Origin of the sequence: Allobosea thiooxidans (assembly GCF_900168195.1) — a bacterium.
GTDB lineage: Bacteria > Pseudomonadota > Alphaproteobacteria > Rhizobiales > Beijerinckiaceae > Allobosea > Allobosea thiooxidans.
Genome location: NZ_FUYX01000012.1, coordinates 57,533 through 69,755, shown reverse-complemented (window position 1 = coordinate 69,755; position 12,223 = coordinate 57,533). Strand labels below are relative to the sequence as shown.

At 69.6% G+C, this 12,223-nt stretch carries 14 protein-coding genes; 7 read left to right on the top strand and 7 right to left on the bottom strand.

What is annotated here, in order from left to right; genetic code table 11:
• Positions 1–177 precede the first annotated feature (177 nt).
• The 3 genes from B5Y19_RS19490 to B5Y19_RS19480 all read right to left on the bottom strand — a co-directional run bounded on the left by B5Y19_RS19490 (position 178) and on the right by B5Y19_RS19480 (position 2,703).
• Entirely contained in the window at positions 178–945 is a 768-nt protein-coding gene (locus tag B5Y19_RS19490) for an ABC transporter ATP-binding protein (protein ID WP_055728327.1), read from the bottom strand.
• Positions 921–1,604, bottom strand: a complete 684-nt coding sequence (locus B5Y19_RS19485; RefSeq protein ID WP_079591981.1) for an ABC transporter permease — start codon at positions 1,602–1,604, stop codon at positions 921–923. The genes B5Y19_RS19490 and B5Y19_RS19485 overlap by 25 nt, the downstream gene beginning before the upstream one ends.
• A 73-nt stretch (positions 1,605–1,677) precedes the next feature.
• Positions 1,678–2,703 (bottom strand): ABC transporter substrate-binding protein, encoded by a 1,026-nt coding sequence (locus tag B5Y19_RS19480; protein WP_411914163.1) that lies wholly within the window; start codon positions 2,701–2,703, stop codon positions 1,678–1,680.
• A gap of 124 nt (positions 2,704–2,827) precedes the next feature.
• Between B5Y19_RS19480 and B5Y19_RS19475 the strand changes: the two genes are divergently transcribed.
• The 6 genes from B5Y19_RS19475 to B5Y19_RS19450 all read left to right on the top strand — a co-directional run bounded on the left by B5Y19_RS19475 (position 2,828) and on the right by B5Y19_RS19450 (position 7,136).
• Complete coding sequence (locus tag B5Y19_RS19475; protein WP_055728325.1) at positions 2,828–3,331, top strand: Lrp/AsnC family transcriptional regulator; 504 nt, start codon at positions 2,828–2,830, stop codon at positions 3,329–3,331.
• Between the two features lie 92 nt (positions 3,332–3,423).
• On the top strand, positions 3,424–4,701 hold the full coding sequence (locus B5Y19_RS19470; protein ID WP_055728324.1) for a phosphopantothenoylcysteine decarboxylase domain-containing protein: 1,278 nt from the start codon (positions 3,424–3,426) through the stop codon (positions 4,699–4,701).
• A 5-nt stretch (positions 4,702–4,706) separates the two neighbouring features.
• A complete protein-coding gene (gene dut / locus B5Y19_RS19465; RefSeq protein ID WP_055728323.1) occupies positions 4,707–5,177 on the top strand; it encodes a dUTP diphosphatase in 471 nt (156 codons plus the stop codon).
• Positions 5,174–5,626, top strand: coding sequence for an RrF2 family transcriptional regulator (locus tag B5Y19_RS19460; RefSeq protein WP_055728322.1), 453 nt, complete (start codon positions 5,174–5,176; stop codon positions 5,624–5,626). The genes dut and B5Y19_RS19460 overlap by 4 nt, the downstream gene beginning before the upstream one ends.
• A gap of 83 nt (positions 5,627–5,709) precedes the next feature.
• Complete coding sequence (cysK, locus tag B5Y19_RS19455; RefSeq protein WP_055728321.1) at positions 5,710–6,681, top strand: cysteine synthase A; 972 nt, start codon at positions 5,710–5,712, stop codon at positions 6,679–6,681.
• On the top strand, positions 6,678–7,136 hold the full coding sequence (locus B5Y19_RS19450) for a GNAT family N-acetyltransferase (protein WP_055728320.1): 459 nt from the start codon (positions 6,678–6,680) through the stop codon (positions 7,134–7,136). Before cysK ends, B5Y19_RS19450 begins: the two co-directional genes overlap by 4 nt.
• Before the next feature lie 147 nt (positions 7,137–7,283).
• On the opposite strand, the gene B5Y19_RS19445 is transcribed toward B5Y19_RS19450, so the two are convergent.
• The 3 genes from B5Y19_RS19445 to B5Y19_RS19435 form a co-directional block, all read right to left on the bottom strand.
• Entirely contained in the window at positions 7,284–8,150 is an 867-nt protein-coding gene (locus B5Y19_RS19445; RefSeq protein ID WP_055728319.1) for a VOC family protein, read from the bottom strand.
• Between the two features lie 120 nt (positions 8,151–8,270).
• A complete protein-coding gene (locus B5Y19_RS19440; protein WP_055728318.1) occupies positions 8,271–9,509 on the bottom strand; it encodes an NAD(P)/FAD-dependent oxidoreductase in 1,239 nt (412 codons plus the stop codon).
• Positions 9,506–10,555 carry a YihY/virulence factor BrkB family protein gene (locus tag B5Y19_RS19435; RefSeq protein ID WP_055728317.1) on the bottom strand — a complete coding sequence of 350 codons (1,050 nt, stop codon included), beginning with the start codon at positions 10,553–10,555 and terminating at the stop codon, positions 9,506–9,508. Before B5Y19_RS19435 ends, B5Y19_RS19440 begins: the two co-directional genes overlap by 4 nt.
• A gap of 181 nt (positions 10,556–10,736) precedes the next feature.
• Between B5Y19_RS19435 and B5Y19_RS19430 the strand changes: the two genes are divergently transcribed.
• Entirely contained in the window at positions 10,737–11,435 is a 699-nt protein-coding gene (locus tag B5Y19_RS19430; RefSeq protein WP_055728316.1) for an outer membrane protein, read from the top strand.
• 125 nt (positions 11,436–11,560) lie between these two features.
• Here the strand turns inward: B5Y19_RS19430 and recR are convergent, their stop codons facing one another.
• Positions 11,561–12,166 (bottom strand): recombination mediator RecR, encoded by a 606-nt coding sequence (recR, locus tag B5Y19_RS19425; RefSeq protein ID WP_055728315.1) that lies wholly within the window; start codon positions 12,164–12,166, stop codon positions 11,561–11,563.
• Between the last annotated feature and the right edge of the window lie 57 nt (positions 12,167–12,223).

Genomic DNA, 12,223 nt, shown 5'->3' with positions numbered 1-12,223 from the left:
CCGCGGCTGGCAGCGCGCCATGATGTCGCCGCCGATGGAGATGCTTCCCGTCATGGTCGGGCTTGTCCCGACCATCCACGTCTTCTCTCACCGAGCCCGGGGCTCAAGGTGTGGACGCTCGCCACAGGGGCGAGCATGACAATTGCGGAAAGGCGCTGAAGCTGCAGATCCTGAAAATCAGATCGCCGCGACGATATCGGCGCCGAGGCCCTGGCGGACCGCCCGGACGATCTCCGCCTCGGCCGCGGCGCCGCGACGGCGGGGACGAGCGGCGTCGATGCGGTGCTCGGCGATGATCTGGCCGGGCGCGCCGGAGAGGATCACCACCCGGTCGGCGAGATAGGCTGCCTCGTCGATGTCGTGGGTGACGAAGAGCACGGTCTTGCCGGTGCGCTGCCAGACCCGGATCAGTTCGTCCTGCAAGGTCTCCCGGGTCAGCGCGTCCAATGCCGAGAAGGGCTCGTCCATCAGCAGGATCTCGGGCTCGACCGCAAGCGCGCGCGCCAGCGAGACGCGCTGGCGCTGCCCGCCGGAGAGCTGGTGCGGCCAGCGCTGGGCCAGCGGGGCGAGACCGACGAGATCGAGCATCGCCGTAGCCTTCGCCAGCCGCTCGGGACGCGAGGCGCGGCCTTCGAGGCCGAAGCCGACATTCGAGACGACCTTGCGCCAGGGCAGCAGGCGCGAATCCTGGAAGACCAGGGCGACCGGGCGACGCGTCGTGTCCCTGGCGTTGATGACGACCTCGCCGCCGCTCGGCCTGGCCAGGCCGGCGATGACGCGCAGCAGCGTCGACTTGCCGACGCCGGAGGGGCCGACGATGGCGAGAAATTCGCCGCGGCCGACCGAAAGGTCGAGCTTGCGCAGCACCTCGGTCTCCTCGCCGTCGCGGGTGAAGGTCAGCGACAGGCCCCGAATCTCGATCACGCTTTCCAACGCAGCACCCATGTCTGGAAGGCGACGAAGCCGGTGTCGAGCAGGCCGTAGAGCGCCGCCATCGTCAGCATGTAGACGACGACGATGTCGGTCGCGAGCAGGCTCGAGGCCTGCATCATGCGCTGGCCGACACCGGCGACGCCGAAGATCTCGGCCGCGACCACGGCCATCCAGGCCTGGCCCAGCGCGGTGCGGAAGCCGACGAGGATGCCGGGCATCGCCGCCGGCAGCAGGATCTTGAACAGCCGCGCCCAGGGCGAGCGGAAACCGAAGGCATCCGCCACCTCGACGAGATCGCGGTCGACGCCGCGGATCGCGCCCTGGGCCGCGAAGAAGCTGATCCAGAACACGCCGACCGCGATGATGAAGACCGCGGCGCCCGGCGTCACGCCGAACCAGATGATCGCGAACGGAACCCAGGCGAGGCCCGGGATCGGGCGCAGCACGCGCACGACCCAGGCCGTCGCCTCCTCGGCGATGCGCGACATGCCGACCAGCACGCCGAGCGCGATGCCGAGGCCGGAACCGACGAACAGGCCGACGAAATAATGCTGAAGCGAGCCGAGCACGGCCGCGAGCCAGGCGCCGGAGGAGAGTTCCCGCATGAAGGCCTTCGGCAGGGCGCTCGGCCCCGGCAGGAAGGCCGGGTTCACCCATCCGAAGAAAGGCATCGTCTCCCAGAGCAGGAGGAAGGCGACGAGGCCCAGAAGGGCAAGGGCCGGAGCCCGCAGCTTCGCCACGATCTCAGCCGCCCGCCTTGACCGCGCGCTCGTAATACCGGGTCTCGAACAGCCCGTCGAAGGGCGCTTCCTTGTCGAGCGAGCCGAGCTTGACCTGATAGGCCTGCATGGCGCGGGCCGGCTCGATGATCCTGCGCGGATCGATCTCGAAGCGGCTCGCCGGCGAGACCAGCGCCTGACGGATCAGAGCCGGATCGACGATGCCCTTGCCGAGCGCGGCGGCGACATGCGGCGCCGCCTTGTCGGGATCGGACTTGATCAGCGCGGCGGCCTTGACGAGACCGGCGACGATGGCCTGGACCGCGTCGGGGTTCTTCGTGGCGAAGGCGCCCGAGACGGCGACGACCGTGCCGGGCTGGCCCGGGAAGACCTCCTCGCCGCCGGCGACGAGCTTGATCTGCGGGTTGCGGCTCTGGAGGATCGTCAGCGCCGGCTCGCGCACGGTGCCGCCATCGACCGCGCCGGCCAGGATCGCCTGCTGGGTCGCGTCGATGCCCATCGGCACGATCGCGACATCGGCCTTGTCGACCTTGGCGACCTCCCAGAGCCAGTATTCCAGCACCGTATCCGGCACCGAGCCCGGCGGCTGCGTGGCGAGACGCGCCGGCTTGCCGGTCGCGGCGCGGAACGCCTTGAAGGCGGCGGCAGGGGCGATGCCGTCGGTGAAGTATCTGGTCAGCGAGGGCGCGGTGACGACGACGTTCTCGCCCACCGCCGTCGAGGCGACGACGCGGATGTCGACGCCGCGCGAGCGTGCGACGGCGAGCGGCGCGACGCCGGCGACATAGACATCGATCGTGCCGGAAGCGAGCGCCTGGATCATGTTCGGGCCGGATTCGAAGACGGTGACGGCGGTCTCGATCCCGCCCTGCTTCAGCCAGCCCTCGCCGGCCGCGACGAAGAACGGCGCCGTGCCGACGATCGGAATATAGCCGACGCGGGCGGTGACGCTCTGTGCCCGGGCGAGGCCGGCAAAGGACGCCGTCGCCGCAAGGCTCGAACCGGCAAGCAGGAACTGGCGGCGATCCATTGATCGAATCCTTCTCGAAAACAGGGGCGAACACGTCCCCATTGACAGATTGAGAAAAGGATTTTCTATCTGGATGCAATAGATCGGCCAGAAAAAGATAATTCATCTCTTTCATGGCCGATTGATGAAACGAACGCCTCCAGATAGCGAGATCGAGAGAATGGATGCCATCGACCGGAAGATCCTCACCGTCCTGCAGGCCGACGCGAACATCTCGATCGCGGAGCTCGCCGACCGCGTCGGGCTTTCGCAGACGCCCTGCTGGAAGCGCATCCAGAAGCTCGAGCAGGCCGGGGTGATCCTGAAGCGCGTCGCGCTGGTGGCGCCCGAGAAGATCGGGCTCGGCCTCACCGTCTTCGTGCAGATCGAGACGGCGGACCATTCCGGCCCCTGGCTGGAGAAATTCGCGCAGATGGTCGCGGCGATGCCGGAAGTCATGGAGTTCTACCGGATGGCCGGCGATGTCGACTACATGTTGCGCGTGGTCGTCGCCGACATGGCCGCCTATGACGGCTTCTACAAGAAGCTGATCGAGACTATCCCGCTCAAGAACGTCACCTCGCGCTTCGCCATGGAGCGGATCAAGGCGACCACGGCCTACAAGGTGCCGGACCTGCCACGCAGCTGAGGAAGGCGGCGGGGCGCGCGGCGCATGACAGCGCCGCGCCGCGGATGCTAGGAAGCGGTCAGTCCGACGCCTGACCTGCCCGAGGAGCCGCCTTGTCCGCTTCCCGCTCCGTTCTGCTGATCATCGGCGGCGGCATCGCCGCCTACAAGGTGCTCGAGCTGATCCGCCGCCTGAAGGATCGCGGCATCGCCTCGCGCTGCATCCTGACCAAGGCCGGCGCGCAGTTCGTCACACCGCTCGCGGTCTCGTCGCTGGCGGGCGAGCGCTGCTTCACCGACCTGTTCTCGCTGACCGACGAAGCCGATATCGGCCATATCCAGCTGTCGCGCTCGACCGACCTGATCGTGGTCGCGCCGGCGACCGCCGACCTGATCGCCAAGATGGCCAACGGGCTTGCCGACGATTTGGCCTCGACGGCGCTGCTCGCCACCGACAAGCGCGTGCTGATCGCCCCGGCGATGAATCCGCGGATGTGGCAGCACCCGGCGACCCGGCGCAACATGGCGCAGCTCGAAAAGGACGGCATCCTCGTCGTCGGCCCCAATACGGGCGCCATGGCGGAGCGCGGCGAGAGCGGGCCGGGCCGCATGGCCGAGCCGCTGGAGCTCCTGGCGGCGATCGAACTCGCGCTGGCCGGCGAGAAGCCCAACGCGCAGCGCGCGATCGGCTTCCTCGGGCGGCTGCCGGGTGGCGATCAAGTGCCGCACGGCGCGCTGGCCGGCCGGCACGTACTGATCACCTCGGGACCGACGCATGAGCCGATCGACCCGGTGCGCTACATCGCGAACCGCTCCTCCGGGAAGCAGGGCCACGCCATCGCCGCAGCGGCCGCCGCCGCCGGGGCGCGGGTGACGCTGGTGAGCGGCCCAGTCGCCTTGCCCGACCCGCCCGGCGTCGAGACCATCCATGTCGAATCGGCGCGCGAGATGCTCAACGCGGTCGAGACCTCCCTGCCGGCCGACATCGCGATCTTCGCCGCCGCGGTCGCCGATTGGCGCGTCGCCGACGCCACCTCCAACAAGATGAAGAAGGACGGCAATGCCCTGCCGCCGCTGGCGCTGGTGGAGAACCCCGACATCCTCGCCACCGTCGCGCATCGCAAGAGCGGCCGCCCGCCGCTGGTCGTCGGCTTCGCCGCCGAGACGCAGAACGTCATCGACTATGCCAGGGCGAAGCTCGCGAAGAAGGGCTGCGACCTGATCGTCGCCAATGATGTCGGCGGCACCGGCGTGATGGGAGGCGACGCCAACACCGTGCATCTGGTCACGGCCGACGGCGTCGAGACCTGGCCGACCCTGCCCAAGGACGAGGTCGCGTCCCGGCTGATCGCGCATATCGCGGGGCTGGTTCCGGCCGGCCGCGCGGGGTAACGGCGATGGTCACGGTTCCCCTCAAGCGCCTGCCCCACGGGGCCGACCTGCCGCTGCCGCGCTACGAGACCGAAGGAGCGGCCGGGCTCGACCTGCGCGCCGCGATCGGCGAGCCGCTGGCGCTTGCGCCGGGCGCGCGGGCGCTGGTCCCGACCGGCATCGCGCTGCAGCTGCCCGCCGGCTACGAGGCCCAGGTGCGGCCCCGCTCCGGCCTGGCCCTTCGCCATGGCGTCACCGTGCTGAACGCGCCCGGCACGGTCGACAGCGATTATCGCGGCGAGGTCTCGGTCGTGCTGATCAATCACGGGGCGGAGCCGTTCGGGATCGAGCGGGGCGACCGCATCGCCCAACTCGTGATCGCCCCGGTCAGCCATGCGCGGCTCGTCGCCACCGACCTGCTGGACGAGACGGAGCGCGGCGCCGGCGGCTACGGTTCGACCGGCCGCGCCGGCGGGCCGGAAGGAAACGCGCCATGATGCTGATGTCCCGCCGCAGCCTGCTCGCCATCGCGGCCGTGGTCGACATCGCGCTGCATGCCCGGCCCTCGCCCGTGGCGGCGAAGCTCCTGGCGGCGCGTCATGAGCTGCCGCCGCGCCATCTCGAGACGCTGCTGCAGACGCTGGTGCGGGTCGGCATCCTCAAGGGCGTGCGCGGCCCGCGCGGCGGCTACGAGCTCGCGCGCGAGCGCCGCAAGATCACGGCCGGCGACATCGCGCGCGCCGCCATGCAGGAGGCCAGCGAGGACGGCCTCGGGCCGCTGCCGCAATCGCGGCTGGTCGACGAGGTGGTCGGGCCCGAGGTCGAGGCCGCCTCGGCCGCCTTCCTCGCGGCACTCGACGACGTCACAGTGGAGGAGCTGTGCCGCCGCGCCCAGACGAAGGCCGTGTTCGGCACGAGGGGGCTCGGAGCCGATTTCACAATTTAGGGATGTTATTTATTTCTTTAATCGACAATCTCTGTGAATTGACCTAGCTTCACGACCGAAAGCCCGTCCAGAGGAGTCATTCCATGGCTGAAGCACAGACGTCGACGAAAGCCCCGGGTCGCGGGCGCATCTACAACTCGATCACCGACACGATCGGCGACACTCCGCTGGTCAAGCTCAACCGCCTGCCCGCCGAGCGCGACGTCAAGGCGACGATTCTTGCCAAGCTCGAGTTCTTCAACCCGATCTCGAGCGTGAAGGACCGCATCGGCGTCAACATGGTCGATGCGCTGGAAGCCTCCGGCGCGCTGAAGCCCGGCGGCACGCTGATCGAGCCGACCTCCGGCAACACCGGCATCGCGCTCGCCTTCGTGGCGGCTGCGCGCGGCTACCGCCTGATCCTGGTCATGCCCGAGACGATGTCGCTGGAGCGGCGCAAGATGCTCGCCTTGCTCGGCGCCGAGCTCGTGCTGACGCCCGGCCCCGGCGGCATGCGCGGCGCCGTCGCCAAGGCCGAGGAGCTCCGGAACGAGATCCCGGGCTCGATCATCCCGCAGCAGTTCGAGAACCCGCATAATCCGGAGATCCACCGCAAGACGACGGCGGAGGAGATTTGGAACGACACCGCCGGCCAGGTCGACATCGTCGTCTCCGGGGTCGGCACCGGCGGCACGATCACCGGCGTCGGCCAGGTGCTGAAGGCCCGCAAGGCGGGTGTGAAGATGATCGCGGTGGAGCCGGAGGATTCGCCCGTCCTCTCCGGCGGACAGGCGGGCCCGCACAAGATCCAGGGCATCGGTGCCGGCTTCGTGCCGGGCGTGCTCGACCGGTCCGTCATCGACGAAGTCGTCACCGTCGGCAACCAGACCTCCTTCGAGACGGCGCGCGCGCTCGCCAAGAGCGAGGGCATCCCGGCCGGCATCTCGTCCGGCGCGGCCGTCGCGGCGGCACTCGAAGTCGGGGCGCGGCCGGAGAACGCCGGCAAGACCATCGTGGTGATCATCCCCTCCTTCGCCGAGCGCTACATCTCCAGCGCCCTGTTCGAGGGTCTGTGACCGGAACGGGCATCCAGATCGTCCGGCTGGCGGAAAGCCTGCCGGACGATTTCGAGGCGCTGCGCCATGAGGCGAGCGCGGAAAGCTATCGCTTCGTCGAGGGGCTGCGCGAGGAGTGGCTGGCGGGCCGCTATGCCGGCGACGACGACCGCTTCGTGGTCTTCGCCGCGTTTCATCAGGGGGAGCTCGCCGGCATCGGCGCCGTGACGCCCGACCCCTACGATCCCGAGCCCGATCTGCTGCGCGTCAGGCATGTCTATGTCCGGCCGCTGCATCGCAGCGCCGGCATCGGCCGCAGCCTCGCCGCCGCCCTGATTCAGCAAGGGCTGGCGCTGGCGCCGCGGCTTTCGCTGCGGGCCGCCGATCCGCGCGCGGCAGCCTTCTGGGAGGCCAGCGGCTTCCAGCCCGACAGCGGCGGATCCCGCCGCTCCCACCTGCTCTCGCGCGGAGCGTGAACAACAGCGCTGCCGACCAGTCCAGCGTCATTGCGAGAAGCGTTAGCGACGAAGCAATCCAGGAAGGCCGGGTGAGTGGTTCAACCCAGTCTCCCTGGATTGCTTCGCTGCGCTCGCAATGACGCTGCGGCCCGGCAGCAGGCCTGATCAGCGCACCAGCACCAGGCCGTTGCCCCAGGGATCGGCAATGGTCGGAATGCCTTCGCTCTCGCTGCCGCCGGCCGCGAGAATGCGCTCGCGCATGGCGGCGAAATCGGCTTCGCCGCGGGCCACTAGCTCGAAGCGGTCGAGACCGGCCTCGCCCGGCCGGCGCGGCCCGGCGCCGCGGCTACCCCAGATATTGCCGGCGATGTGGTGATGATAGCCGCCGCTGGCGAGGAAGCTCGCCCCCGGATAACGCACCATCAGGTCGAAGCCGAGCAGGTCGCGATAGAAGGCCTCGGCGGCCGCCGTATCCCCGACGCGCAGATGGATATGGCCCATGCCGGTTCCCTCGGGCATGCCGGCATAGGAGCCGTCGGCGGCCTCGCCGAGCAGCTTGTCGAGATCGAGCCGCTCCGTCGCCATGGCGATGCCGCCATCCGGGCGGCGCGGCCATTCGGCCCGCGCGCGGTCGCGGTAGATCTCGATGCCGTTGCCCTCGGGATCGGACAGATAGAGCGCCTCGCTGACGAGATGGTCCGACGCGCCTTCGAGCGGGACGCGCGCCTCGGCGGCATGCCGCAGCCAGTTGGCGAGGTCATGCCGCGACGGCAGCAGAATGGCGAGGTGGAAGAGCCCGGCGGCGGAGCTCGGCCGGGTCGCGCCGCTGCGCAGGCGGACCAGCGTCTTCCCGGCGATGCCGAGTTCCGCCTCTTCCGGACCCTGGGCGACGAGTTGCAGCCCGATCGCATCGCGATAATAGGCCGTGAGCTTCGCGAGATCGTTCGCGCGCAGCGTCACCGCGCCGATGTGATAGGGCGCATCATGGGCTTCCAGCCGAGCCGGCGCCGTCGTTTCCGCGATTGCAGACATGGCATGATCCTTCCAGGAGCGGCCTCATCGGCCGTCTCGCCTCTAGATGGGGCCGGATGCGCCGGATGTCTTCCATTCTGCCCGCAAAATCGCGATTGCGCCCATGCAATGAACCCGGCTTCAGCCGGGGCACGGACGATCGATCGCGAAATGACGGAACCAGCGTTCCTCGCCGCCGCTCACCAGCCTGCCGATCATCCGCGAGGCCAGGAAACTGAACGTGATGCCGTTGCCGCCATAGCCATAGGCGGCGAGAAGGCGCGGCCGTCCCGGCACGCGGCCGATCAGCGGCAGCCCGTCCGCCGTCTGCCCGAAGGCGCCCGACCAGGCGCGACCGAGATCGAGGACCGCCCGCGGCACCAAGGCATGGAGCCGGCGCAGCAGCGCCTGCGTCTTCTGCAGGGCAAGTGCCTCGCGCCGGTCCGGGTCGTCGACCTCCTCGTCCTCGCCGCCGAAGACGATGCGGCCATCGGCGGTGCTCCGGCAGTAGCAGTAATCCTCCGAGGCCTCCCAGACGAGCGCCCGCTCCGGCCAGAGCGCCTGGGCCGGCTGCGGCAGCGTCGCGATCGCCCAGCTTGAGGAAACCCGGTGGAGATCGTCCTGCACGATGTCGGGCATGACATAGCCCGTCGCCAGGACGACGTGCGACGCCTCGACGACATGGCCGCCGGCGAGGCTGACCGCGGCCGACCGGCCGGCGCCGTCGAAGCCCACCGCCTCGTCCCGGATCAGGCGGGTCCCGCGCTGTGCCGCCACAGCGAGCAAGGCATGGCACAGGCTCAAGGGATCGGCCTCGGCCGAGCCCGGCGAGACGATGGCCGCCTGTCGGTCGAAACCGAAGGCATCGCGCAGGGCGGCATGCTCGACGAAGCTGCCGGGCAGCCCGGCCCGTTCGCGCAGATCCGCCTCGTCGCGCAGTTCGCGCGGACCCGCCTCGCCCGCAGCAAGATAGACCGTCCGGCGACGGGCGAAGCCACAGGGTAGCGCCAGCGCGGCGACCAGCTGGGCGAGCCCGTCGACCGCAGCGACGCTCAAACGATAGATATCGGTGGCAGAGGCGAATCCGTAGAGGGCGGCGAGCCGGCGCAGCGGCAGGTCGATCTCCCATTGGAGCATCGCCGTCGAGGCCGCTGTGCTGCCGAAGCCCTCGCGCTCGCGGTCGATCAGCACGACATCGAGGCCCATCGCGCTCAGATGCTCGGCGACCAAGGCCCCGGTGATGCCGCTGCCGACGATGGCGACATCGCAACGGAGATCGCGCTCGAGCGGGCGGCCCGGCGGACGCGGCAGCCCGGCATGCCATGGGCCGGCGCCGCTGCGCAGATCGTTCTGCCGCGTCGCCTGCGGATCGAGCGTCATTCGGCCCTCCGCGGGCCGACGCGGTCGGCCATGGTGGCGCCGCGCTGGCCGAGCGGCCTCGGCCGGCCGGTCGTGGTGTCGTGGGCGGTCTGGTGCTCGAGCTCGGCATTGAGCTCCGCACCGGCGAGGACGACGGTCGCCGACAGCCAGAGCCAGGTCATGAACACCACCACGGTGGCGAGCGAGCCATAGGCGGCCGTGTAGTTGCCGAGCGTGCTGACATACCATGAGAAGGCATAGGAGGCCGCGCCCCAGAGCAGGGCCGCGGCGACCGCGCCGGGCATCACCCAGACGAAGCGCATGCGCTCGCGGCTCGGCCCGATCCAGTAGAGAACCGCTATCGACAGCGTCGCCATGACGAAGAAGGCGGGCCAGCGAATCCAGCGGATCAACCGCTCCAGCTCCGAATGGAACGGAAACAGCGCGGTCACCACCGGCAGGCTGGCGATGGCGGTGAGCGCCGCGGTGAGGAGGACGACGCCGCTTGCGGTGGTGAACAGCGAAATCGCGTTGAGCTTGAGGAAGCTGCGCTTCTCGTTCTCGCGATAGATGATGTTGAGCGCGTCGAACAGCGCCTTCACCGCCGCGTTCGCCGACCAGACCGCGACCAGGAAGCTGACCAGGAAGGTCAGCGACAGCCCGGCGCCGGACTGGGTGGCGAGCCGCACCGCCTGCTCGTGGATCAGCTCGCGGGCCGCCTGCGGGAACATGGTGGTGATCGCATCGAGCTGGGCTGCGATCGACGCCGGATCGGTGAAATAGCGATAGAGCGTGACCAGAAGCGACAGCGCCGGCACCAGCGAGAGCAAAGTGAAGAAGGCGACCGCACCGGCAAGCGAGCTCAGCCGGTTCTCGGCGACATTGCCGGCGAAGCGCAGCAGCACGTCCTTCCAGCCGAGCCAGGTCATCTGCAGCGGCGTCCGCGCCAGCCGCCCGCGCGCGGCCTCGTTCCGGCGCCGTCCGAGATGGCCGGAGACCACCCCCGACAGATAGCCGAGCGCAACCCCCAGCCCGGCGGCGCCCGTGATCCGTTTGAGGAAAGCCATGTCGCGTTTCGGTCTCCGCTGCCGCACCCTGCCGCTCGGGCGCCTCGCAGCTTGCGAGCAACCCGGCCGCGCCGCAATCGTTCCCGCCCGGCCGGCGCTTAGCCGATTGTTAACCTTAATGCTTCGTTATGAGCGAGCCCGACCGGTACCGGCGGCGCATCACGGTTCCTGGAAAAGCCCGATGACGAAGCTCCGATTCACCCTGACGGCGTTCGCCGCCCTGTTCTGCGGGACGGCCGGCGCGGCCGATCTGCGCGGCGTGGCGCTGCCACCGGCTCCGGCGCTGCCCGATCTCTATTCCTGGACGGGTGTCTATGCGGGCCTGCAGGGCGGCTACGCCTGGGGCAGCAACCGGGTCCGGATCGGCGCGCCGGCCGGCCCCTTCTTCCCAATGAGCTTCCGCGTCGACGACGATTCTGCCTTCGGTGGCGCCCATCTCGGCTTCAACTATCAGTTCGGCGCCGTCGTCCTCGGCGTCGAGGGCGACATCGAGGCCGTCGGCGAGCGCAGCCGCTTCGACGGCGTCGGCATCGCCGGCCGCATCAGCCGCGACTGGCAGGGATCGGCGCGCGCCCGCATCGGATACGCCTTCGACCGGCTGATGGTCTATGCCGCCGGCGGCGCCTCCTTCACCGAATATGAGCGTCGCGTCTTCGATCCCGCCGGCTTCGGCGAGCGGCTGACCAGCGCGCGCACCGGCTGGAACATCGGCGCCGGCGTCAACTTCGCCTTTACCGACAACCTCATCCTCGGCGCCGAGTACCGCTACACCGATTTCGGCCGCAACCGCTTCGCGACCTCCGGCGCCTTCCCGGGCCTGACCGGCGACCAGGAGCTGTCGACGCACAGCGCCCGCGCCAGCATCGCCTACAAGTTCTGACGGCTGCCACTCGCCGTCATTGCGAGGAGCGAAGCGACGAAGCAATCCAGAGGACTGGGCTGAACGCCTCACCCGGTCCTCTGGATTGCTTCGCTACGCTCGCAATGACGAAGAGCGGCGCCGCCTCAGAACCCGGTGCGCTGGCGGATCGCCGCCACGAGCGTGCCGTCGTCGAGATAGTCGAGCTCGCCGCCGACCGGCACGCCATGGGCGAGCTTCGTCACCTTGACCGGGAGATGGGTCAGGAGATCGGTGATGAAATGCGCCGTGGTCTGGCCGTCGACCGTGGCGTTGAGTGCGAGGATGACCTCCTTCACCGCCGGTTCGGAGGCGCGCGCTACCAGCGCATCGAGGGTCAGGTGCTCGGGCCGCACGCCATCAAGCGCCGAGAGCACGCCGCCCAGCACATGGTAGCGGCCGGAGACCGCGCCGGAGCGCTCCAGCGCCCAGAGATCGGCGATATCGGCGACGACCACGATCAGGCTGTCGTCGCGGCGTGGATCGGTGCAGAGGCCGCAGGGGTCGCGGGTGTCGACATTGCCGCAGCGCGAGCAGACGACGATGCGCTCGCGCGCCACCGCCATCGCCTCGGCGAGGGGGCCGAGCAGCTGTTCGCGCTTCTTGACGAGATGCAGCGCCGCGCGCCGGGCGGAGCGCGGCCCGAGCCCCGGCAGCTTGGCCAGAAGCTGGATCAGCCTTTCGATCTCGGGACCGGCGATGGCGCGGGACATGTGAACTCGTCGACGGAAGCGTCATGGTCGGGCTGGACCCGACCATCTCTGGCCGGA

Bases quoted from the DNA above. Each gene is read 5' to 3' on its own strand.
- B5Y19_RS19490 (WP_055728327.1), bottom strand. From the start codon at position 945: ATGGGTGCTGCGTTGGAAAGCGTGATCGAGATTCGGGGCCTGTCGCTG.
- B5Y19_RS19485 (WP_079591981.1), bottom strand. From the start codon at position 1,604: ATGCCTTTCTTCGGATGGGTGAACCCGGCCTTCCTGCCGGGGCCGAGC.
- B5Y19_RS19480 (WP_411914163.1), bottom strand. From the start codon at position 2,703: ATGGATCGCCGCCAGTTCCTGCTTGCCGGTTCGAGCCTTGCGGCGACG.
- B5Y19_RS19475 (WP_055728325.1), top strand. From the start codon at position 2,828: ATGAAACGAACGCCTCCAGATAGCGAGATCGAGAGAATGGATGCCATC.
- dut (WP_055728323.1), top strand. From the start codon at position 4,707: ATGGTCACGGTTCCCCTCAAGCGCCTGCCCCACGGGGCCGACCTGCCG.
- B5Y19_RS19460 (WP_055728322.1), top strand. From the start codon at position 5,174: ATGATGCTGATGTCCCGCCGCAGCCTGCTCGCCATCGCGGCCGTGGTC.
- cysK (WP_055728321.1), top strand. From the start codon at position 5,710: ATGGCTGAAGCACAGACGTCGACGAAAGCCCCGGGTCGCGGGCGCATC.
- B5Y19_RS19445 (WP_055728319.1), bottom strand. From the start codon at position 8,150: ATGTCTGCAATCGCGGAAACGACGGCGCCGGCTCGGCTGGAAGCCCAT.
- B5Y19_RS19440 (WP_055728318.1), bottom strand. From the start codon at position 9,509: ATGACGCTCGATCCGCAGGCGACGCGGCAGAACGATCTGCGCAGCGGC.
- B5Y19_RS19435 (WP_055728317.1), bottom strand. From the start codon at position 10,555: ATGGCTTTCCTCAAACGGATCACGGGCGCCGCCGGGCTGGGGGTTGCG.
- B5Y19_RS19430 (WP_055728316.1), top strand. From the start codon at position 10,737: ATGACGAAGCTCCGATTCACCCTGACGGCGTTCGCCGCCCTGTTCTGC.
- recR (WP_055728315.1), bottom strand. From the start codon at position 12,166: ATGTCCCGCGCCATCGCCGGTCCCGAGATCGAAAGGCTGATCCAGCTT.